16 protein-coding genes are annotated in these 23,355 nt (G+C 55.6%); 11 read left to right on the forward strand and 5 right to left on the reverse strand.

The genetic code is table 11. The annotated features are described in order from the left end of the window. Positions 1-108 precede the first annotated feature (108 nt). Positions 109-1,422 (reverse strand): Xaa-Pro dipeptidase, encoded by a 1,314-nt coding sequence (gene pepQ / locus Q1A48_RS14520; RefSeq protein WP_299946230.1) that lies wholly within the window; start codon positions 1,420-1,422, stop codon positions 109-111. A gap of 83 nt (positions 1,423-1,505) precedes the next feature. On the opposite strand from pepQ, the gene purU reads away from it, so the two are divergent. Together purU and Q1A48_RS14530 are read left to right on the forward strand one after the other, a co-directional pair. Further along, entirely contained in the window at positions 1,506-2,342 is an 837-nt protein-coding gene (purU, locus tag Q1A48_RS14525) for a formyltetrahydrofolate deformylase (RefSeq protein ID WP_299946231.1), read from the forward strand. A 205-nt stretch (positions 2,343-2,547) separates the two neighbouring features. Next, the gene (locus Q1A48_RS14530) at positions 2,548-2,847 is read left to right on the forward strand and encodes a hypothetical protein (protein WP_299946233.1); all 300 of its coding nucleotides are present in this window, start codon (positions 2,548-2,550) and stop codon (positions 2,845-2,847) included. Between the two features lie 49 nt (positions 2,848-2,896). Here Q1A48_RS14530 and Q1A48_RS14535 read toward each other — a convergent pair whose 3' ends face one another. Next, positions 2,897-4,393: a tryptophan halogenase family protein gene (locus tag Q1A48_RS14535; RefSeq protein ID WP_299946235.1), complete on the reverse strand. Its 1,497-nt coding sequence runs from the start codon at positions 4,391-4,393 to the stop codon at positions 2,897-2,899. 87 nt (positions 4,394-4,480) lie between these two features. After that, positions 4,481-7,342 carry a TonB-dependent receptor gene (locus Q1A48_RS14540; protein ID WP_299946237.1) on the reverse strand — a complete coding sequence of 954 codons (2,862 nt, stop codon included), beginning with the start codon at positions 7,340-7,342 and terminating at the stop codon, positions 4,481-4,483. 611 nt (positions 7,343-7,953) lie between these two features. Here Q1A48_RS14540 and Q1A48_RS14545 point away from each other — a divergent pair. The 3 genes from Q1A48_RS14545 (at position 7,954) to Q1A48_RS14555 (ending at position 11,750) form a co-directional block, all read left to right on the forward strand. Beyond that, positions 7,954-10,188: an ExeM/NucH family extracellular endonuclease gene (locus Q1A48_RS14545; RefSeq protein ID WP_299946239.1), complete on the forward strand. Its 2,235-nt coding sequence runs from the start codon at positions 7,954-7,956 to the stop codon at positions 10,186-10,188. Positions 10,189-10,400: 212 nt separating this feature from the next. Continuing rightward, complete coding sequence (locus Q1A48_RS14550) at positions 10,401-10,778, forward strand: VOC family protein (RefSeq protein WP_299946242.1); 378 nt, start codon at positions 10,401-10,403, stop codon at positions 10,776-10,778. 612 nt (positions 10,779-11,390) lie between these two features. Then, the gene (locus tag Q1A48_RS14555) at positions 11,391-11,750 is read left to right on the forward strand and encodes a VOC family protein (RefSeq protein ID WP_299946244.1); all 360 of its coding nucleotides are present in this window, start codon (positions 11,391-11,393) and stop codon (positions 11,748-11,750) included. Between the two features lie 56 nt (positions 11,751-11,806). Here the strand turns inward: Q1A48_RS14555 and Q1A48_RS14560 are convergent, their stop codons facing one another. Continuing rightward, positions 11,807-13,069, reverse strand: a complete 1,263-nt coding sequence (locus tag Q1A48_RS14560) for a 6-phosphofructokinase (protein ID WP_299946246.1) — start codon at positions 13,067-13,069, stop codon at positions 11,807-11,809. A 285-nt stretch (positions 13,070-13,354) separates the two neighbouring features. Here Q1A48_RS14560 and mpl point away from each other — a divergent pair, with 285 nt between their 5' ends. The 6 genes from mpl (at position 13,355) to Q1A48_RS14590 (ending at position 19,858) form a co-directional block, all read left to right on the forward strand. Beyond that, positions 13,355-14,743: a UDP-N-acetylmuramate:L-alanyl-gamma-D-glutamyl-meso-diaminopimelate ligase gene (mpl, locus tag Q1A48_RS14565; RefSeq protein WP_299946249.1), complete on the forward strand. Its 1,389-nt coding sequence runs from the start codon at positions 13,355-13,357 to the stop codon at positions 14,741-14,743. Positions 14,744-14,808: 65 nt separating this feature from the next. Next, the gene (locus Q1A48_RS14570; RefSeq protein ID WP_299946252.1) at positions 14,809-15,429 is read left to right on the forward strand and encodes a flavin prenyltransferase UbiX; all 621 of its coding nucleotides are present in this window, start codon (positions 14,809-14,811) and stop codon (positions 15,427-15,429) included. Between the two features lie 22 nt (positions 15,430-15,451). After that, entirely contained in the window at positions 15,452-15,727 is a 276-nt protein-coding gene (locus Q1A48_RS14575; RefSeq protein WP_366523422.1) for a SelT/SelW/SelH family protein, read from the forward strand. A gap of 114 nt (positions 15,728-15,841) precedes the next feature. Continuing rightward, positions 15,842-18,415, forward strand: coding sequence for an MMPL family transporter (locus Q1A48_RS14580; protein WP_299946255.1), 2,574 nt, complete (start codon positions 15,842-15,844; stop codon positions 18,413-18,415). Positions 18,416-18,851: 436 nt separating this feature from the next. Continuing rightward, positions 18,852-19,628, forward strand: coding sequence for a FadR/GntR family transcriptional regulator (locus tag Q1A48_RS14585; protein WP_299946258.1), 777 nt, complete (start codon positions 18,852-18,854; stop codon positions 19,626-19,628). Next, positions 19,628-19,858 carry a hypothetical protein gene (locus Q1A48_RS14590; RefSeq protein WP_299946261.1) on the forward strand — a complete coding sequence of 77 codons (231 nt, stop codon included), beginning with the start codon at positions 19,628-19,630 and terminating at the stop codon, positions 19,856-19,858. Before Q1A48_RS14585 ends, Q1A48_RS14590 begins: the two co-directional genes overlap by 1 nt. Here Q1A48_RS14590 and Q1A48_RS14595 read toward each other — a convergent pair. After that, positions 19,855-22,902 carry a TonB-dependent receptor gene (locus Q1A48_RS14595; RefSeq protein WP_299946264.1) on the reverse strand — a complete coding sequence of 1,016 codons (3,048 nt, stop codon included), beginning with the start codon at positions 22,900-22,902 and terminating at the stop codon, positions 19,855-19,857. The two genes, Q1A48_RS14590 and Q1A48_RS14595, sit on opposite strands and share 4 nt — an antisense overlap. Positions 22,903-23,355: the final 453 nt, after the last annotated feature.

Consider the following 23,355-nt stretch of genomic DNA (forward strand, 5'->3'; position numbering starts at 1 on the left):
AGATTGAAGCGGGGCGGGTGCAGTTGGTAACCAAATTGCTCCCGCTTCCTGTTTGGCGCCAAGCCGGTTAATTGTGGGCGTTATAATGGCTTCAGTCACTGTGCCCAATCAGGATGGGGCAGAGTCCTCGCGGGAGAGATTCTCATTACCCGCAGCGCGCACCACAATATTGTCCTCAATACGCACACCGCCATAGGGGCGGAAATCCTCCACCTTTTCCCAATGCACTTCAGTGGCAAGGGGTGAAGCCTTTAACTCCTCCAGCAGGCTGTCGATAAAGTAGAGCCCAGGCTCAATGGTAAATACCTGGTTTTCCTCAATGGTGCGACTGGTGCGTAGGAAAGGGTACTCCGCCGGTGGGGGCGTGGTACCGCCATCGGGGCCACTCTGGTGGCCGCCTACGTCGTGGACCTGCAGGCCGAGGAAGTGGCCCAGGCCGTGGGGCATAAACGGCCGGGTCAGGCCCGACTCCACTGCGCCTTCCGCCGAGGTCTTGATCACCCCAAACCGGGCCAGCAGCTCGCCGACCTTCAGGTGGCACTGGGCGTGCAGAGCCGGGTAGGGCAGACCGGGTTTGAGCCCATCCACCAGTTCCAGTTGCTTTTCCTCCATGGCTGTCACCAGCTGCGCGAAGGCGTTGTCGGCGTAGGTATACGTACGGGTGATATCTGAGCAGTAACCGTTGCAGTCTGCACCGGCATCGATCAAGAAAGTCCTCAGTTCCGACTTCGGCAGGCGCTCAGTAGAGAGGTGGTTGTAATGCAAAATTGCTGCGTGCGCATTCAGGGCAACGATATTGCCATAAGGCATGCGGTGCTCGCCCTGGCCCGTGGCACCCAGGTAGGCCTGGTTAATTTCAAATTCGCTGGCACCGTTGCGGTAAGCCTGCTCCGCGGCCCGGTGGCCGGCAAGGGCGATGCGGTTGGCCTCGCGCAGACAGGCGATCTCGTATGGGGTCTTGTAGGCGCGCGCCCAGTGCAGGCGGTTGATCAGCAGCGCCGGGTTGTCACTGCCGAGCTGCCAGCCCTGCAGGCTGTCGCCTTCACCAATAAAGGCTGCGTTATCCGCACGAAGGAATGCCTTGGCATCGGCGGGCTTGCCCAGCAGCTCGATATCATAAAACCCACTCCAGAAAGCCTGGGGAGCGGGCGGGACAAAGTGCCAGAAGTCTACCGGACGGTAGAACAGCAGCTTCGGCTTGCGCCCGCGCTGGTAGATTACCCAGCTGTGTGGATTGTCTGTGATCGGGACCAGGGCCTTGAAGTGGGGATTGGGCTTGAAGGGGTAGGGGTTGTCATCCAGAAACTGCAGCCTGGGGGCGCCGCTGAACACATTGAGGGTCTCAAAGCCGCAGGCCTCCAGTATGGTATCGTAGCGGTGGCACAGGGTGGCCATATGCTCGGCGTAAAGGTTTTTATCCATGTTCTCCCCGGAGTGGATCGCTGAATTGGTCAATCGGCATAGTGTATAGTCTGGGCTCTGGATAGTTGGCCTGAAATTTGACCATGGAAAAGAAGATACTGCTGACCGACTGCCCCGATGACAAGGGCTTGATCGCGAAGATTACCAATATCTGCTACAAGCACCAGCTCAATATCATCAGAAACCATGAATTTGTGGACCGGCAGCAGGGCCGCTTCTTTATGCGCACGGTTCTGGAGGGCATCTTCAATGAGTCCACCTTCCTGGAAGACCTGGATATGGCCCTGCCCCAGGGGGCGGAGCGGCGCCTGGTATCCGCCGGGCGCAAGCGCCTGGTGCTGATGGTCACCCGCGAGCCTCACTGCCTGGGGGATATTCTGATGCAGTGCTACTCCGGCGCAATGGATGTGGAAATCGCTGCGGTGATTGGCAATCATCCGGATCTTGCCGGGCTGGTACAGAAGTTTGATATTCCCTTTCACTGTGTGCCGGTCAACGGACTGACGCGCAGCGAGCACGAACAGCAGGTGGCAGCGCTGGTGGACGAGTACAGACCGGATTACCTGATACTCGCCAAGTATATGCGAATACTCACCCCCGATTTTGTGGCCCGCTACAGTGGGCGAATGATCAATATCCACCACTCCTTCCTGCCCGCTTTTATCGGTGCCAGGCCCTACCAGCAGGCCTATGAGCGCGGGGTAAAAATTATCGGTGCCACCGCGCACTTTATTACCGAAGACCTGGATGAGGGGCCGATCATTGAGCAGGACGTGATTCATGTGGACCATGCTCACTCCGCCGCGTCCATGGCGGAGGCCGGCCGCGATGTGGAAAAGCTGGTATTGTCCCGGGCCCTGCTCATGGTGTTGCAGGAGCGGGTGTTTATCCACGGCAATAAAACGGTGGTATTCAAATAGCCGGCGGGTAAGCTGGCGGATGGGATCACCGGGGTGGTTTTTCACTGCACATTGAGAATAAATAGAGACCAGGGGGCGTATTTTGGCTGTTTATAAAAAATGTATCGGTATACTTTTTCCGCCGCGGCTGCGGAGTTTTTGGCTATTCCCACTGCTTGTGGCCGCCTGTGCCAGCGACGGGCCCATGCCTGGAATGAAGGAATCCTTGCACACTGAAGTTGCAGCCAATGGTGCCAAGCGCTTTATTTTTACCCTGGAGAGAGAAAACGAGTCATTCCCTGCACCGGTGCTGAAGAACTCCAACGCCCAACGGCGCATGCAACGCGCGCCTGTGGGTATTGACGCAAGTGCCAGCCGCCGCGATATCGCCTATTTTGAGCAGGCTTTGGCGCGAAAACTTGCCGAAGTGGGCTTCTGCAAGCAGGGGTATTTTGAAATAGAGCGCACAGTTTCCAAATACGGCGGTGAAGTGCGCGGAGAGTGCCGAGAGGGGGCCGGGGAATAGACCTTTGCCGCCCGTAAGGTATTTGTAGCTGGTGTATTTCCAAAGCGCCTCATTCCCTATCATCGGGCAAAAACTGCTCATGGCTGGGCAGGCGGTTTACAGTGCCGTTGATCAGCGTTTTCAGGTTTGCCATCAGATCCTGCAGTTGTGGCTGTGACAGGGCGCTCGCGATGATATGGTGATCTCCGGGCAGAAGGCCCTGCCCGATCATAACCTGCTGCCAGGCCTCTTCCGCAAACAGGTCATTGGTATCCCGGAATAGCTTGCCGGTGGTGCGGAACAGGGCGATCTTGTCGCTCAGGCCGGAAGGGATTTGCATGCTTTCACAGGCTTGCCAGAATGGGCTGTCGCGGCGTTGGTTGGCTTTGTAATGCAGGATGATAAAATCGCGGATGCGCTCTATTTCCACCTGCGACTGGCGATTGAATTCCGCCACCTCGCAGGGTCTGATGCCGCGGTGGGGAAAGGTTTTGATCAGGCGGGTGGCCGCGGACTGGATCAGGTGGATACTGGTGGATTCAAGAGGCTCCAGAAAGCCACTCGACAGGCCGATACTGATCACGTTTTTGTTCCACTGCGCGCGTCTGCGCCCGGTTTGGAAGCGGATGATCTTGGGCTCCGACAGGGCTTCAGTACCCAGGTTCTGCATCAGCGTATCGCGGGCCTGCGCATCGCTCCAGTAGCGGCTGGAATACACCATGCCGTTACCGGTACGGTGTCGCAGGGGGATGCGCCACTGCCAGCCGGCCTTGTGGGCGATGGCGCGGGTATAGAGCACTATGGGTTTTTCCGCAACGCTGGGCACGGCCATGGCCCGGTCGCAGGGCAACCAGTGAGACCAGTCCTCAAACCCTGTGTTCAGGGTTTTTTCTATCAGCAGGGCAGAGAGGCCGGTGCAGTCGATAAACAGGTCGCCGCCAACCGTCTGGCCGCTCTCCAACAGTAGGCGGTCAATAAAGCCGCTGTCTGCTTGAACTTTTACCTCCCGTACCGTGCCCTCGATACGCTTTACGCCATTGTCCTCACTGTATCGGCGCAGGAATTGGGCATAGAGTGCCGCGTCGAAATGATAGGCGTAGGACAAGCCGGGCAGATTGGTGCCTGCAATCTGTGCCAAAGGGGCGAATTTATTGCGCATGGCAGCCTGGTAATTCAGGGAGTACTCCCACAGGCTCGAGGTGTCGCCATCGTGACGGCTTCTTAGCCAGAGGTGGTGGAAATCACAAAACGGCAAATGTTTGCCGATAGTGCCAAAGGCGTGCATATAACGGCTGCCCTGTTGCAGCCAGTTTTCAAACTGGATGCCCAGTTTGATGGTGGCCTTGGTGGCCTTCAGAAATGCCTGCTCATCCAACCCCAGGGCCTGGTTAAAGTGGCTGATTGGCGGGATGGTGGCTTCACCGACGCCGACGGTACCGATCTTTTCCGATTCCACCAGTGTGATATCGATCACCTTACCCAGCACCCTGGCCGCCAGGGCCGCGGTCATCCAGCCGGCGGTGCCCCCTCCGAGAATGACGAGCTTGCGGATAGTGTCGTCGTTCAATGGCTACTCCCGATAAAAAGCGCAAAAAAAAAAGCCCTTGCAATACAGGATCACAAGGGCCCAATACCTGTGAGAGCAACTGGAGATCTAAAGCGCGTAACTGAAGCCCAGCAGATAGATTCTGCCGTAGTTCTGGTAGTCGCGTACCTGCAGTGGGTTGTCGCCACTCAGGGTAGTGAAGGGCTCATTGGTCAGGTTCTGCCCCTGCAGGAATACTGACAGACCTTCCAGAGCACCGATACCGGCCTCGGCAAAATCGTAACCGATTTGTGCATCGACGAGGGTTTCGCCCACCACGTCCACTTGTTGGCTATCGAAGCCGATACCGTAGACCTCACCCTTGAAGTCGTCGCGTTTGCGCATACTCACACGGGCGGAAAAGCCGTAGTTTTCATAGTAAGCGGTCATGGTCTGAATACTCTCGGACAGACCTGGCAACTGGTAGTCATTGCCGTTTAAGTCCTCAAAGTTGGACTTGAGGCTAGTGTGGCTGGCGAGCACACCAAAGCCATCCAGACTCTTGGCAAAAATATTAAACGGCAAAGCCACAGACAGCTCAAGACCGGCCAGTGATCCGCCACCACCATTGACCTTGCTGGAACGGGTGGCTGTGGACTCTATACCCTCTGGCACCAGTTCTGCACCTAGCCCGATGGTTTCGAACAAATCAACTTCATAATTGTCATCAAAATGCCAGTTGTCGATGTCTTTCCAGAACACCGCCACAGAGAAGTAGCCTTCATCACTAAAGTAGTTATCGTAGGAAAGATCCACACCCAGTGCCTCTTTCGGCTCCAGGTACGGGTTACCGCCGACGATCTTGAAGAAATTGCCATTATCATCTTGTGTTGTGAGAGTTTCGATATGGACAGAGGAATTCATCTCGTCCATGCGCGCACGGGAGATGGTCTTGGCCGCACCAAAGCGCAGGGTTTGCTGATCATCAAGCGCCAGCGCCAGATTCAGGCTCGGCAACCAGTGGCTATAGTCATGGTCTACATCAATTGGCACCGCCTCAACCAACTCATTTACCACTTGTCCGGAAAATCCTTTGGATTGCTGTTCTGTGTAGACATAGCGCATACCAATGTTACCGGTCAGTGGCATACCTGCGATTTCGGTATCGAAATCCGCCTGGACAAAGGCGGCGGTGACCTGTTCGTTGATATTGTAGGACTTGGTCAGATGCTGGATACCGGTCAGGGCTTCGTCGGTCAGTTCATAGTAGCCATCCGCCAGCAGGCCAGCGGAATCGTAGGCGATCATGTCGCCCATACCGATAAAGTCCAAAGAAACCGTACCCAGGCGGTATTGCTCCGGTACTTCCAGCACCTGCGGGAAATCCCGCAACGTCATATAGAAGCCTTGGGACCGCTTGATTTTCTCACGCTCGCGGTAGGAAACCCCATAGCGGATTTCATTGACGATACCGGCTTCCACCATCTGCGTGGCGGCCAGCTTTAGTGAAGTTAGCTCGTCATCAATTTCCGGAGCGTTAATAAAGCCGTCTTGGGCGGCGTTGAAATATTGATCCCCGTCTTCGAGGCCATACTTGTTATTCAGCGCGGTACTCGCTCCCCAGCTCAAAGGGCCGCCCAGCTTGATCAAGCCAAAGTCGCTGTAGTCGAGTCCGTGGTTAAACGTGGCGCCAGTATTGCCGGAGTTAAAGGCATAGCCCAGATTGTCGGCTACACCCTCACTGTCGCCGCGGCCGGTACCCGCATAGCTTTCGAAGCTCCAGATATCCCGCGCCACATTGGAATGGCTAGCGTCAAACTCCAGCTGCAGCGCATCGTTAAGATCGTATTGGGCGTTGAAGCCGAAGGCGCTCAGCTTGGCATCCCGGATTTCCATATCATTGCGCACCACCACGCGTTGGCCTTCGGTAACACCGTTGGTGAAGAAGCCCGAATTTACATCCAATTCGCCTGGGATAAAGGAGCCCTGTCCCCAAGCGAACGGTACCTCAATTCCGCGCAGGATTTTTTCATCGGAAAAATCGACATACAGAGCATCAAAAGTGGTATGCAGCTTTTCGTTTGCCTGAACCTCCACCACCAGCATTGCGCTGTCGCGTTCCAGTACCGAGGAGCGTACAAAGGGCTTGGCGCCACCCAGCATACTGCCGCCCGTGGATTCCCAGGGAGAGCCATCACTGTTCCGATTATCCTCGTCACCCGGCCAGTTATGATAATTACCCTGGTCATCAACGAAAATTTCAGGATAACCCCAGGCATTCCAGCGCTCTTCCTGATTGGGAGAACGCATGGTGTTGTAAGCGAAGGCCACGCCGATGCGGTCGTCGGCAAACTGGTCGATATAGGAGAAGGTGGCGCGCTGGCCCTGGTCCTCGCCATCCGGGTTCAGTTTGTCGAAGCCGGTCATTTCGAACTGGCCATTGAGCTGAATCACGCGTTCGTTGCGTGATAAGGGCTTGACGGTCTGCAGGTCAATCACCCCGGCAATACCCTCGGCTTCGATGCTGGCCTGGGGTGTCTTGTAGACGGTCACACCGCTCATGATCTCGGACGGGTAGAGATCGAATTCGACACCGCGATTGTCACCTATGGAGACCTGCTCGCGACCGTTAAAGGTGGTGGCACTCTCGTTTTCACCAAAGCCGCGGATGGACACGCGGCTGGCGCGGCCGTCCAGGCGCTGGGCCGCGAGGCCGGGCAGGCGGGCAATGGCTTCTGCAATGGAGGAATCGGGCAGCTTGCCGATATCTTCGGCAGAGATGGCTTCCACCACAGCCTTGGCATCGCGCTTGGTGCCGATGGAATCCATCACACTCTTGCGGAAACCGGTCACAGTGACCTCTTCAATGGTTGCGCTAGCGGCCTCCTCGTCCGCTGCGAGCGCTGTCAGGGGCATACTGGCGGTAGCCGCAATGGCGATGGACAGCAACGTGGGCCGAAAACCCCCTGAGCTTTTGTTGGATAGACGCATCATCTTCTCCCGGAATTATCGTTATGGTGATGAGTCGCATCCTAGGCTTCGCGACAACCCATCACATCCTCCCCCGAGGGGGAGGAGGCAGGGCCGTGGTCGGCACCTCTGGAAAAAGTGACTGATTGCAATATAACGCTTTGTTTTATATGTATTTTTAGTCATGCCCCCGACCCGCTTTCCGGATGCCCGGCTGGGCGCTTGGTGCCCGAACCGTGAGCGTCGGCCTTGCGGGGAAGCCACTGGCTCCAAGCGCTGCTGGCAGTTTTTGAGAAATGCCACTTAGACCGGGGTATCGGGATCAGCGCGGGCTGTAAGAGAGTATATCCGAAAAGATTAAAATTGCGCCAAAAGGGTCCTGATCTTGGGCAGTGCTGTGGGTGCTAGTCAGCCGGTGAAAGACAAGCGGTGCGATGGCGTTTTGGCAGTATTCCCGCAGTGTCAATCCACAAGGTTATGGGATCGCTTGTGGGTCGCCGGGTTAGCTAGGCGTGCTTTTGTCGAGGTACGGTAGCGGTGAAACCGAAAATTCACGGTTTTGTCATCAGGATTAAGGAATTCCCTGCAATTGTTTGCGCCGTTTACTCCATTTGTGTCAACAGGAAAAGGCGATGCAGACACTGGACTTGGTTCCGGCAGCGGCCCTGGTGGGTGCGCTGCTGTCGGCTCAGGAGGCCCCTGCGCAGCTATCCGCGCTCAATGACGGTGGCAGGGCCCTGGCAATCTACGGGGATACCGGCCCCAGTGACTTGTCGCTGGATCGGGTTGGCACCGCCCCGGCTTATTCTGAAAAGCCGGATTGGCAAAATACGGATGAGCGCGACATTGCCGGTCCTGTCCTGAGTGTCTGCGGCGAAGCCGCCACATTGATCAGCCAGGTACAGGGCCCCGGCTTTGCCAGTGTCCTGCAGGGTGAGCGCCACGAGATTGAAGCGGTGGTTACAGGGGATTTCCAGGACCCCATTACCGGTCTTGCCGGCTTCTTCCTGCAGGAAGAGGACAGCGATCAGGACGGGCTAAGCAACACCTCTGAGGGTCTGTTTATCTACGACAATGCCTTCGCCGTGGCGGTGCAGGCAGGTGATTTGGTGCGTGTGGGGGGTATCGTTGATGAGTTCTATGGCTTTACCGAGCTCACGCAAGTTTATGGCGTCACTATTTGTGGCGGTGGGTATAAGGTAACCGCTGAGGGCGTACAGTTGCCGTTTGGCTCCATCCAGGCGCAGGAGCAGCTTGAAGGGATGCTGGTGACATTCCCCCAGACCCTGACAGTGAGCGGCCACTACAACCTGGGCCGTTATGGCGAGGTGATTCTCTCCAAAGATCGCCTATATATTCCCACCCACAACAATGCACCGGGTGCAGCGGCCGCGGCACAGGCGGCGGCCAACCAGTTGAACCGGATTGTGCTGGATGACGGCGCCGCCGTGCAGAACCCCGAGGTGCTGCCCTACCCGGCGCCGGGCCTTAGCGCTGACAACACGCTGCGCAGTGGTGATACCCTGCAACGGCTCAGTGGCGTCATGGCCTATGGGTTTGGGGCCTACCGTGTACACCCGGTTGAAGTGCCGCAATTCACCCCGGCGAATGGGCGCGATAAAACGCCCATTCTGCCCGGCCAGGGCAGTTTGCGTATCGCCAGTTTTAACCTGTTGAATTATTTCAATGGCGATGGCATTGGAGGTGGCTTCCCCACCGAGCGCGGTGCGGATACCCCGAGGGAGTTCCAGCGCCAGCGGGATAAAATTATTGCCGCGATCCTGCGAATGGAAGCGGATATTGTGGGCTTGATGGAGCTGGAAAACGATGGTTACGACAGGGACAGTGCGATCCAGGATCTGATTAGGGGGCTCAACAACGCAAGTGGGCATCAGCGCTACCAGTTTATCGATCCGGGTCTCATCCGGCTCGGTGATGACGACATCAGTGTGGGTATGATTTATCGCAGCGACCGGGTGATGCCGCTGGGCAGTGCGGCGACAATAGAGGATTACCCGTTTGACGCTGGCAATCGTCCGCCACTGCTGCAACCCTTTGTCGAGCTTTCCTCCGGGGAGCGTCTTATTATTGTTGCGAATCATTTCAAGTCCAAGGGCCGCTGTCCTGGGGATGACAGTTTCAATGATGACCAGGGCGATGGCCAGGGCTGTTGGAACACCCTGCGCACCCAGGCAGCAAAGGCATTGGTACGCTGGATAGACGGCGATCCAACCGGCAGCGGCGTTGATCGCGTATTGGTACTGGGTGACCTCAACAGTTATGCACGGGAAAACCCGATCACCACCCTGAAGAATGCCGGTTACACGGATCTGCTGCAGAGGTATGGCAAGGGTAAGGCTTATTCGTATGTGTACGATGGCCAGTCCGGGTATCTCGACTACGCCCTCGCCAATGCGGCCCTGGCACCGCTGGTAACCGCTGCAGTGGTTTGGTCTATCAATGCCGATGAACCGCGGGTACTGGATTACAATACGGAGTATAAGAGTGACCTGCAGCTGGAGAGTCTGTATTCTCCTGGGCCCTTTCGCGCATCGGACCACGATCCTGTGATTGTGGAGCTGGCGCTGGATGCCATTAACCTGGCGCCCAAGGCGGGATTCAGGTGGGAAACCGAGGGCAACACAATCTCTTTCGCCGATACCAGCAGTGACCCGGACGGTGTCCTGGTGCGCTGGTTGTGGCGCTTCGGTGACGGTTCGAGCAGTACGCAACAAAACCCCAGCCACCATTTCCATGCACCGGGTTTCTATCTGGTGCGTTTGAAGGTGAAAGACGAGCGCGGTGCGGTATCCACCGTTGCGCAACTTATTGAAGTGAAAGGCTTGGTAGCAGGTGCAGAGAAATAAACTTGGGCGAGTTTCGAAAATATTTCGGACACAAAAAATCCAGTGCATAGCTCAATGGGAATTTACTAAAAGTATTATCGAATTAACAGTGAGTATGATCCTCCCCGGTGCTTTGCATCTCTGTTTACCCCATGATAGCGTTTGCTAGTCGGTGCTTTTACTGTGTTGAATAAAGCAAAGGTGCTGAAAACTCTAATTTTGGAGAAATTTCGATGATTGGATATATCACTTTTGGCACAAATGATTTCAATAAAGCTGTTGATTTTTATGACAATCTTTTAGCGGAATTGGGTGCAAAGAGAGTTATTGAAACCCCTGAATTTGTGGCTTGGGGGCCAGAATATGGTGTGGCAAGTCTGTCGGTTTTAAATCCCCACGATGGCAAGCCTGCAACTGCAGGTAATGGTGTGATGGTGGCCCTGAATGCTGATAGTCCGGGAAAAGTAGATCTGGTTTACCAGAAAGCCATTGCGCTCGGGGCTACCTGTGAAGGTGAACCTGGGCCTAGAGCAATGCCTGGTTTTTATGCGGCCTATTTTAGGGATCTGGATGGTAATAAACTAAACGTATTTAATTTTTCACAGACGTAAATGGCGAAGAGTTTATTCTAAAAATCTGGCCTACCTCATTTACTAACAAGGCCGAAGGGAAGAATATCCTTATCTCGGGACCGTATGAGGCATGGGCGCCGATTACGGGCGTACAGGGAGGTGTTCACGGCGTGCCCCGAGAGGAGGCTATTCTTTGCTTCCGACCCGATAGTATAATCCAACCGTGATATTGGTCATGTTCTTGTGACTGTTCCTTATTTATGCTTCCTAATCGTTGCGGAAAACCCGGCGGGTGTCAGATAGCCCGATGTGGAGATGCGTTGTTGTCCATTGTAATTCTGGCGCCATTTATGGATCAGTCTCTTGAAAGGTACAGGGTTTCTGGAGCCAGGCTTCATAAGGCACTCGGGGGTCGTCTGAGTACTTCGGATATTCCCAAGAGCGCTTGCGAATCGGATGATCAATGTCAAGGCCGCAAAGGAGAATCCTGTCGGGGTGCGCTCTGCTTCTGAGCTGAAGACCGGGAATACCCGGTATATTGGATGGAATTTACCGGGGCGCCGGTCGGTGCTCAGTGGGTTTTAGCATTTAGGGCCTGTTGCTTGAGAGGCTGTGCCCCGCGAGTGATTAACGGATTAAGGAGGTGTTTGGGTGAGCGAACACGAAAAAATCAATTATGTCGAATTCCCGGCGTGCGACCTGGAAAAAACCAAGGCATTTTTCGCTGAGGCTTTCGGTTGGGTATTTACCGATTACGGTCCCGAATATACGGCTTTTACCGCTGCCGGACTGGATGGGGGTTTCTTTCAGGCCAACTTGCACAGCTCAACCGCGAGCGGTGGTGCGCTGGTGGTGATTTACAGTACCCATCTGGAAGAGACCCTGAGAAAGGTGGAGGGCTGCGGTGCTAAAGTGGTAAAACCTATTTTCTCTTTTCCCGGCGGCAGGCGCTTTCACTTTACCGATCCCTGCGGCAATGAGTTTGCAGTCTGGTCGGATGCGAAATTGTAAGGCAATGTGCCCAAAGCCCCCGGTTTAATGAGGCTTTGGACTTCACAATTGTTAAATCAGGCTTTGAAATTCGCAGCCAGTTTTTTTTCTACCAGATGTTTCCTCAACCTGGCATACCGGGGGACTCCGTTTTTATAGGGGGGGTAGTCTTCGCCCTGGATCAGCGGCAACAGATAGTCGCGCCCCTGTTGGGTAATGCCGAACCCGTCTTCGCTGATAAACGTATTTGGCATGAATTTTTCCACATTGGCCACTTCGGACAAGGGTGCCTCCCCGACAGACCAGCGGTACTCGCTGCCTTCGGCGCGAATAATGGCCGGCATAATGGCATTTTTGCCAGCAACTGCCATTTGCACAGCAGCGCGGCCGACGGCATAGGCTTGCTCCACATCGGTGGCGGAGGCGATATGGCGCGCAGCGCGCTGCAGGTAGTCGGCCAGGGCCCAGTGGTATTTCAGGCCCAAGTCGCTCTTGATCATAGCGGCAAGCGTCGGCGCTACGCCGCCGAGCTGCTTGTGGCCAAAGGCATCGGTGGCGCCGGCATCAGCGAGGAAAGTGCCGTCTTTGTTCTGGACGCCTTCGGAGGCGACGATGACGCAGTAGCCTTTCTCGTCCACGGTTGCCTGCACCTTGGCGAGGAACCTTTCTCTATCGAAGGCCACTTCCGGGAACAGGATAATGTGGGGTGCATCGCCTTCCTGCTCCTGGGCCAGGGCGCCGGCGGCGGCAATCCAGCCCGCGTGGCGGCCCATCACCTCTAGAATAAAGACTTTCGTGGAGGTGGCGCACATGGAGGCCACATCCATGGCGGCCTCCTGGGTGGATACCGCCACGTATTTGGCCACAGAGCCGAAGCCGGGGCAGTTGTCGGTCAGGGGAAGGTCGTTGTCTACGGTCTTGGGAATATGGATGGCCTGGATGGGGTAGCCCATGGTCTCGGACAATTGGGACACTTTCAGGCAGGTGTCCGCGGAATCACCGCCGCCGTTATAGAAGAAGTAACCGATATCGTGCGCTTTGAATACTTCTATCAGACGCTCGTATTCTGCACGATTTTCCTCCAGGCTCTTCAGTTTGTAACGGCAGGAACCAAAAGCGCCGGAAGGGGTGTATCGCAGTGCGGCAATATCCTCCGCACGCTCCCGGCCCACGTCGATCAGTTCCTCGCGCAGTGCGCCGAGGATGCCGTTTAGCCCCGCGTAGACATTGCCAATCTTGTCCTGGTTTTCACGCGCGGCTTCGATGACACCGCAGGCAGACGCGTTGATCACAGCGGTCACACCACCGGATTGTGCATAAAAGGCATTTTTTTTCGACATGGTTATCCTGTATCTATCGCGGTCTTGGGAAAGGCTTCTGTTTGGCTGTCCGGCGTACACCTGCTTTCGTTGCCGTGGCGGGCGGGGATTGCCGGGACTTGTGCCGGCTGTCGGCCATTGCCGAAAAATTTCTACCCGCTAAAAGATGGTGGGGCCGACCAGTGCGGGAGCGGAGTCTAATGGAATAGCGCGTAGAATGCATGGCGAGCGGAGTATTTGGCAATTACTGGCCTGTTTTGTCGTGTTAAGCTTGCGCCGCAACTATCGGGAGTACAGGTTTCCGCCATGCATATCCACATTCTAGGTATTTGCGGCACCTTTATGGGAAGCCTGGCCCAGTTGGCCGTGGCTGAGGGGCACCGGGTGACAGGCAGCGATGCCAATATCTACCCGCCGATGAGCACTCAATTACAGCAGGCGGGTATCCAGATCAATGAGGGGTACGATCCAGCGCAACTGGAGCCGGCGCCCGACCTGGTGATCATAGGCAATGCCCTGTCCCGCGGGAATCCCGCGGTGGAAGCGGTGTTGGAGCGGGGACTGCCCTATACCTCCGGAGCCCAGTGGCTGTGTGATCACTGCCTCGGCGGGCGCTGGGTGTTGGCGGTGTCCGGTACCCATGGCAAGACCACCACCGCGGGCATGCTGGCCTGGATTCTGGAAGTGGCGGATATGCAGCCGGGTTTCCTGATCGGCGGTGTGCCAAGTAATTTCGGTGTGTCGGCACGGCTGGGGGAATCTCCTTTTTTTGTCGTGGAGGCGGATGAATACGATACCGCCTTCTTCGACAAGCGCTCCAAGTTTGTGCACTACCGCCCGCGCACGGTCATTATCAACAACCTGGAATTCGACCACGCGGATATCTTTGACAGCCTGGCGGCGATACAGCGTCAGTTCCACCATCTGGTGCGCACGGTGCCGGCCAATGGCCTGATTGTTGCCGCCGCCGAGGAAAATGTACAACAGGTGCTGGCGCAGGGCTGTTGGAGTGAAATTCAGCACTTTGGCATTGAGGGTCAGGAGGGTCTTAGCCTGGGTGACTGGCGCGCGGTGGATATCGCTGCGGATGGCAGCAGTTTCACCGTACAGTTTGAGGGGGCCGAGGTGGCGCGGTTGGAGTGGGATTGCACCGGATTACACAATGTGCGCAACGGCCTCGCCGCCATGGCGGCCGCCCGCCATGTGGGGGTGGTGCCGGAGTTGAGTAGTGCCGCGCTGGGGCGTTTCCAGGGAGTCAAGCGCCGTATGGAGTGTCTGGGCGAAGTGGCCGGAATCCGTGTGTATGACGATTTTGCCCATCACCCGACGGCGATCCAATCCACCCTCAATGGGCTGCGGGCCAAAGTGGGAGGGGACAGGATCATCGCCCTGATCGAGCTGCGCTCCAACACCATGCGTATGGGGGTGCACCAGGACAAACTGGCGAATGCCTGCAGCGGTGCGGATATGGTGCTCTGGTACCAACCCCGGGGAATGGACTGGTCATTGGATGCGGTGACCCGCCACTCTTCGGTGCCTGCCGGGATTTTCGATAGTATCGAGACCGGTGTCGAATCGGCCCTCAAACTCGCCGATAAGGGCAGCCATATTGTGGTGATGAGCAATGGTGGTTTCGGTGGTATTCACCAGCGCCTTATCGGTGCTTTGGAACAGAAATACCATCGCTCAGTCTGAGGAATGTTACCGGCACGGAAACGGGTTCGGGGAGTTCTGTCTCAGGGTAAATCAGGGTCACGATATTGCAACAGCCTACTTTTGACAAAACTGTCACTCTGGCCATGACCGGGGCTTCAGGGGCGCAGTACGGTCTGCGCCTGCTGCAGTGCCTGCTCGCAGCCAGAGTGCGCGTCTGGCTGCTGGTGTCCGAAGCGGCGCGGGTGGTGATCAATACCGAAACTGACCTGAAACTCCCCGAAGGCGATGGTGCAGCGCTGCAGGGTTTTCTCGCCGATTATTTTGGCGCGAAGGCGGGGCAACTAACCCTGTTTGGCGGGCGCGACTGGTTTTCTCCGGTGGCATCCGGCACTGGTGCCCCGGCCAGTATGGTGATTTGTCCGGCCAGTGGCGGTACCCTTTCGGCGGTTGCCTGTGGTGCTTCCAACAACCTGATCGAGCGCGCCGCGGATGTGGCCCTGAAGGAGCGCCGCCAGCTGATCCTGGTCCCGCGCGAGGCGCCTTACTCGGAGATTCACCTGGAAAATATGCTCAAGCTCACCCGGATGGGCGCGATGATCCTGCCCGCCAGCCCCGGTTTTTACCAGAGACCGCGCGCAGTTGAGGATATTGTCGACTTCGTCGTGGCACGCCTGCTTGACCAGTTGGGCGTGGAGCAGAAATTATTACCGAACTGGGGCGAATAGGTCGCTAAAAGAGGCCATTGCCGTGAAACCGAGCATCACGATTCATTACTGTGTGCAGTGCAACTGGATGTTGCGCGCCACCTGGATGGCCCAGGAATTGCTCTATACCTTTGCCGATGACCTTCAGCAGGTTGCATTGCAACCCGGAACTGGGGGAGTATTTGAAATCCGGATTGGCGAAAATTTGATCTGGGAGCGCAAACGCGATGGCGGCTTTCCCAGTGCAAAGGCGCTCAAGCGGTGTGTGCGGGATCTGCTGTTTCCAGACCGTGCGCTGGGACATAGTGATACACCCTGAATTTATTTCCAATAAAACGGTGTGATCAAAAAATTTGTCCTAGTAAGCACTCTGAGAGTGATCAAAGCGTACGCGGTACTGTGGTTCACTGATATTGAATACAAGCGGAAATTTATGCTGTCAGCTTTCAAGACCTGTTACGAATACCTGGTGACCAAGCGGCCATTGATTGTATTAGTGGTCGTCGGCCTGTTGAGTCTGCTGGCGGCGATGGGCCTGCCCCGCTTTAAACTGGATGCCTCCGCGGATTCCCTTACGCTGGAAGCGGACCAGTCCCTGGATTATTTTCGCGAGATTTCCGCGCGTTACGCCAGCGGTGACTTCCTGGTGGTGACCTACCGTTATAAGGATGGCGACCTGTTTAGCGATGCGTCCCTGGTCACCCTGAGCAGACTGCGCGACGCGCTGGGCGGGGTGGATGGCGTTACCAGTGTGCAGACCATTCTGGATGTGCCGCTACTTTATAGTCCCAAACTGTCTTTGACCGATCTCAGCGACGATATTCGTACCCTGTCCAATCCCGACACCGACAGGGATCTGGCCCGCCAGGAGTTTCTCTCCAGCCCCATTTATCGCGAATTGATCCTGAGCCCCGACGGCCAGACCACCGCACTGCTCGCCAATCTGAAACTGGACAAGCGCGGTATCGAACTGGTGCGCGAACGCGACGCTCTGCGCCGCAAACGCAACAGGGAAGGCCTGGATGCAGAGGAGTCCGCGCGGCTGCAAGAGGTGAGTGCGGTTTACCTGAAGCACCGTACCGAGCAGGAACTGGAAGCTCGTCAGCGAGTGGAGACAGTGCGCGGGATTCTGGCCGATTACAAGGGGCAGGCGGAATTGTTCCTCGGCGGTGTAACCATGATCACCGCGGATATGATCGCGTTTATCAAGAGCGATCTGGTGGTGTTCGGTGTGGGTATCCTCGCCTTTATTATCCTCACCCTGCTGCTGATCTTTCGTCAGCCGCGCTGGGTGCTGCTGCCGCTGCTCACCTGTGTGACCACCGCGGTGGTGATGCTGGGCCTGCTCAGCTGGCTCGACTGGCGCCTCACGGTAATCTCTGCCAATTTTGTCGCGTTGCTGCTGATAATCACTCTTGCCATCACCATCCACCTGGCGGTGCGCTACCGCGAATATATTGCCCAGCAACCCCACTGGAGCCGTGAGGAACTGGTGCTGCAGACTGTGCGCTTTATGGCCAAGCCGTGCCTGTACACTGCGCTGACGACGATCGTGGCTTTTGTATCCCTGGTGGTGAGCGGCATTCGCCCGGTGATCGATTTTGGCTGGATGATGACCACGGGTGTTACCCTGGCGCTGGTGCTGTCTTTCCTGATTATCCCCTGCTTCCTGATGATTCTGCCCAAGCGTGAGGGCAAGGTGGGCGCGGACAACTCCCACGCCTTTACCCTGCGCTTTTCCCGTTTTGCCGAGGGACACAGATTTATTGTATTGGGCGTTTCTCTTCTGGCTTTCGTGGTCGGTGCAGTGGGTGTGTCCCAGTTGAAGGTGGAAAACCGCTTCATCGATTACTTCGATGATGCCACCGAGATCTACCAGGGCATGCTGGTGATCGACCGTCGCCTGGGCGGAACCGTCACCCTGGATATCATTCTCGATAAACCCGAGGGGGATAAGGCGGCCTTTGAGGGGGAGGAAGATCCTTTCGGCGAGACCGCAGGCGAAGACGTCCTCGCTGCGGAAGATCCTTTTGCCTCAGACGATCCCTTCGGCAGTGCGGGAGAATCCCAGGAGCTGAGTTACTGGTTTACGGTGGCCGGTCTTGCCGAGCTGGAGCAGCTACACGACTATCTGGAGGCGCAGCCGGAAGTCGGCAAGGTGCAGTCCCTGGCAACTGCGTACAAGGTGGCCCGCGATTTGAAAGGCGGCCCGCTCAATGATTTCGAACTGGCGGTGGCGAATAACAGCCTGCCAGCGGAAATTCGCAGTGTACTGATCAGCCCCTATCTTTCCGAGGAGGACAGCCAGGCGCGCATCACCCTGCGGGTCATGGAAACTGACCCCGGCCTGCGCCGCGGGGAATTGATCCACCGCATCTACGACTACGCCCACAACGAAATGGGCATAGCCCCGCAAAATATCCATCTGACCGGCTTGCTGGTGCTCTACAACAATATGCTGCAGAGCCTGTTCAAGTCGCAAATCCTCACCCTGGGAGCGGTGTTTGTGGGTATCCTGCTGATGTTCCTGGTGCTGTTCCGCTCCCTGTCCCTGGCCATTATCGCGCTGGTACCAAATATGCTGGCAGCCTGTGTGGTACTGGGCGGTATGGGGCTGGCCGGAATACCGCTGGATATGATGACCATTACCATCGCTGCGATTACGGTCGGCATCGGGGTGGATCATGCGATTCACTATCTGTACCGCTTCCGCGCGGAGTTCGCCAAAGACGGCAACTACCTGGCCACCATGCACCGCAGCCATGCGACCATTGGCCGCGCCATGTTCTACACGGCGATCACCATTATTGCCGGCTTCTCGATCCTGGCGTTGTCGAAGTTTGTGCCGTCCATTTATTTCGGCCTGCTGACCGCACTGGCCATGTCTGCAGCACTGCTCGGCTCTCTCACTTTGCTGCCGCTGCTGTTGGTAATGCTCAAGCCACTGGGCTCAGAGGTCCCGGGTGCCGCAGAGGCTACCGTGCCTGAGATCACCGCGGGGGCCTGAGGGAGAAGCCTTCCTTTGTGAAACAAAGAGCTCGGGTCAAATCCTGAGCTTTTTTGAATTTCGGGGCGTGAGCCCAACAGCAGGCCAGGCAGCCCTGAAATAGCGGTTTTTCCGCGACGCTCGACATTGTGCAGACACTCATTGAACTAGTCGTTGAATGAAATTTCAGAATACTGAAAAACTGCCCACCAATGCCCCGAGCCAACACGGTTTGGGGCGTACAAGGCGATAGGGTGGGTAGCTTGGCTCCCTTTGGTTGAACACCCAACAAAGCTATCACCATTAGCCATCATGCCAATCAGGCTTGCCTGTATGACCAATCGTGGTAACATCTAGCCAGCAGTAATCGGCTCGTACACGCGCGATACGCCTGCCTATGCGAGTGTTCACTTGCCCAAATATCCGGAGCTTTCCCTTTTGTTACGGGTTTTTTTCCATGAAAACTGACTTTGTTACCAATGGCCGTCGCATCTATCAACAGGTGGTGGAAAAAATGCTTGTGCTGCTCGACAGCGGCGATTATCCACCAGGGGTGCGACTGCCCTCCGAGCGCGAGCTGTCACAAATGTTCGCTGTCAGTCGCCCCAGTGTTCGCGAGGCCATCATTGCCCTTGAAGTGATGGGGCGTGTCACGGTGCGCACCGGTTCCGGTGTCTATGTTATCGAGCCAGTCGGCATATTTACGGACAGCATGGATTTCAGCCCGTTTGAATTGACCGAAGCGCGGGTATTGGTGGAAGGGGAAACCGCGGCACTGGCCGCTACCATGATTACCGAAGCGCAGTTGGAAGATCTGCGCAATGCCTACCGGGATATGGTGCGGGAAAATGAGGAGGGCAATCTGACTTCCGAGCGCGCGGACCGCAAATTTCACGAAGTAATCTCTCGTGCAACGAATAACCGCGTGCTAATGAGCACCATCGACAAACTTTGGGATATTCAAAAGCACTCGCCAGACGTTCAGGCAGTGCACAAGTCCGTGTGTAAAAAAGACGGACAAAAACGCCTTGCAGAACACAAGGCCATTTTGCAGGCACTGGAAAACCGCGATGCCAATGCCGCACGTCGTACCATGCGCCTGCACTTCAATCGCTCTCTGAATGCGCTGCACGACGCCTCCGAAGCCAAGGCGGTGGAAGTGGTGCGAAGGGAAGTGTCCGAACGTCGCAAGCGTTTTTCCATCGATCGTCTCGGAGGAGCCTCGGACCTCTGATGCTCGTCTGTCAGGCAAATGACTTAAAAGATGGCTGCCAAATTGTCAGATATCGGTGCACGGATGGTTTTTGGTATCCTGTTTACACGGGATTATTCATGCTGTCTTTGCGCCAGTTGCAAGCACAAAAAAAAGCCCGCATTTTGCGGGCAAAATTGGTTGCCGGCGGGTGGGATCCCGCCAGCCGAGAAGAGGCTATTGATCAAGCGGACCAGATTGAAGCGCCTTAGAACTTCGCTTTAAGCCCCAGGAATACGCGCGGGCCGTAACTATTAACTTCGCCCAGGTTATCATTGGTGAAGAAGTACTGCTTTTTCGGTTCATCAAACAGGTTGATGGCTTCCAGGCTCAGCTTCAGATTCTCGTTGACGCGATATGAGGCCCGCGCTTCCCACACACCAACGTCACCCACGTAGCGCAAGCGTGTGCCATTGCTGGTATACGGCTGGAAATACTCACTGCGATACTTGTAGATGATACTGGTGTCGAGATTGCCGATCTGATAGTACAGCTGACCAGAAAATACATTTTCGGAGAAACCCGGGACGTTGCCCGGCGCAATAATGCCCTGAGTCTGACTATGTACTGAGCCATCGTCGGCCAGTATGGTTACACTGCCGTACCGGCTGTCTTCGAACTTGAAGTCGGAATCTGCGTGATTGTAGCTGGCTTTTATACCCAGGCCACTCAGATATCCTGGCAAGTATGAGAAGCGGTGTGCACCGGTAATCTCGATACCGTTCAGGTCGTTGGTGTCTTCGTTGGCGCGGGTAGTAGTAAAGTCCGCTTCAACGGTCTGGCCATCGACAACAAAGCTCTCGGTGGTACGTGCCTGCTCGAAGCCGCCCTGGAATTTTTTGTGATAAATGCCGAACGCAAGCAGGGTATCCTCGTTGGGATACCATTCAATGGCGGCATCGAAGTTCCAGGAAGTCAACGGCTTCATGTTCGGGTTACCGCTGCCGCTGACATCCTCAATCAGCTCATCAATATTGGTAACCTCTTTGGAAGAAGTGGTTTTAAAGGTGCGTTTATAACCCAGGTCACTGGGATCCGGGCGGGAGAGGCCGCGATAAACCGCACCGCGCAGCAATACCGATTCGCTCACATCCGCGACGAGATTAAAACTCGGCAAAACTTCGGTGTAATCACCACCGGATGTCACGCGCTCAGGATCAGCATCTTCTATTGGTTGCAGGGACAGGGCTCCGCTGTCGTGGGTTAGGATTTCATAGGGGGCACGGTAAGCAACTGACTCGACATCAGTTTTTACCACACGCACACCGAAGTTTCCGTAGACCGCTTTGCCCAGCAGCGAGCTTTCGAAGTTTGCCATGACATAGCCAGCCGTGGTGGTCTCGGCCACATCGGTGACGTCTGTGTTTCTATCTTTCAGCTCGGGATAAGAAAATTCGGCGCCATTCGCGGAGAGAATCATGTTCGTCACACACATGGTGTCGAAAGTCGCCCAGCTGTTACCGGTACCGGTAGTGGCTGTACCAGTGGCGGAATCGATGTTGGTTACCAGATTGCCATCTCTCAGGCCATCGAGGAAATCCCTTTCGGGGAAGGGGATGGCACATGCTTTGTTGATGTCGGCGATAGTTGCAGCACCCGCTTCGGAACCGCGGCTGAGGCTGTATTCTTCGCGGTCCGCCCCCAGATCCAGATATTCCAGCTCGGAAAACCGCAGGCCGCCTTGCAGGCTTGTCACAAAACCGCTATCCAGTTTCCAGTCAAAATCGGTGCGAAAAGCGTTTATCGTATTGCGACGATCCACATCATTATCGATACGCACGCGGTAGGCATCGGAAAACAGAGTGTGGTCGGTTACATCAAAGTCGTTGACCGTGTACTGTAGAATACCGGAATCCTTAGTCCAGCTGACCAGCGGCCGATAGCCTCCCTGGGTCTCTTCACCGGCAATATTCTGTTTATCCGACTGTGTCCGCACGGAAACCTGAAGTTCTTCCCGGGTGGTTTCTGAGAATGAAACGTCAGCAGATACGGTCAGATTCTCAGTAAAATCGTAAGCAACATTCAGACCGTAACCGAGATAGTCCTCGGTACGGGAATAGACTTCGCTATTGGACTCGATGGCGGTTTCACCAGCCCACTCCGATACCGCACCGTTTTCTGAAACGATCAGAGACTCAGCGGTTAGACCCGGAGTAACGCGCCGCATGTTGGCGAAGTTCAAGTCGTGACGTTGCTCTGACTGCACACGCGCAGACTGTTGCAGATCGAAGTTGATATCCATTTTTTCACTGGGTTGGAACTGCAGTGCCACAAAAACGGAATCGCGCTTGTCAGACGTGTCATTCTGGCGATACCCGTTGGAACTTGGCGCGAATGCAAAAGCACTGTCGTCACTGTAGGCGTTGCCTGTCTCGGGATTTACCTCGGTATCAAAGGTGCCACCGGACTTGTTACAGTCATCAGGCTTCTCTCGATAAAAGCCACTGGCAATATCTGGATCATTCAGGCAGGCATAAAGAGATGAGCCGCTGGGGCTGGAGGAGCGTATCTCAGCTTCCGGCTGTGAGATATCACTTTTCTGATAACCCAGAGAAACGCCGAATGCCATGCCGTTGTCGAATTCGAACTGATCTACATAACTGGCAGTGCCACGGAAGCCCAGATTTCCCGCCATGGGGTCGTCGATATTGGACTGATCCGGGTTGTAGTTGGCCTTGGTATCTATCTGGATACGCCGCTTGCCATACTCCAGTGGTTTCAGGGTTTCCAACGCAATCAAGCCGGCCACGCCACCTTCCACCAAACTCGCATCCTGCGTTTTGTAAATAGCGACTTTATTCATCAGCTCCGAAGGAAACTGGGAAAAGTTTACCGAGCGATCACCACTGCCATTAGTGGCTTCGCGGCCGTTGAAGGTAGAGGCGCTCAGGTAGGGCCCAAGTCCGCGGATTGAGATTTCAGTAGCACCACCGTTTTCTCGGTGAGAAGAGGCACCGGTAACGGATTCCAGCGCTTCACCGATGGACAGCGCTGGCAATTCACCTATTTCATTGGCGGAAAGGCCGTCAACAATAGTGATGGAATTGCGCTTGATATCGATGGTGGTTTGAATCGTGGCGCGCGTGCCGGTGACTGTAACCTCTTCCAATTCCTGCACCGTTGCCGGACCACCGGCCTCCTGCGCATGTGCAACGCTCATACAGGCCGCCGCGGCCACTGCGCTTACTAGAAGCGGCTTATTGAATCTTCTCTCGATCGCCATTACATCTTTCGCGTCGTTATTATTCTTACGCATTGAAACCCCCAAGGAAGTCTGCGTTTGTTGATATTAACAGGCGTCGCATCCTGGCGTCGCTTTTTACATTATGAAGAGCACTAACTTTTAACCAGTTCAAAGACCAGTTGTCGTTTACAGCTTCCGATCCGTACTCAAACCAGTACAAACTCTCACTCGCCCAATATATAGTCAACCAATTTTCAAGTTTATTGCATTTTTTGGACTTACCACTGTTCGTTATTTATTCAAATCGAGAGATATTTTCCATAATATAAAAATTTTTTGAATTAATGAATTGGTCATTAGTAAAATTGGTTGACAGATAGTGTTGGCCAATTTATGCTGTCTGCATAATAATTTTGTGCATGCCATCGCTGGCTTCCTGTGGGACACCGGGACACCGGGACACCGGGACACCGGGACACCGGGACACCGGGACACCGGGACACCGGGACACCGGGACACCGGGAC

Origin of the sequence: uncultured Microbulbifer sp. (assembly GCF_947489355.1) — a bacterium.
Taxonomy (GTDB): domain Bacteria; phylum Pseudomonadota; class Gammaproteobacteria; order Pseudomonadales; family Cellvibrionaceae; genus Microbulbifer.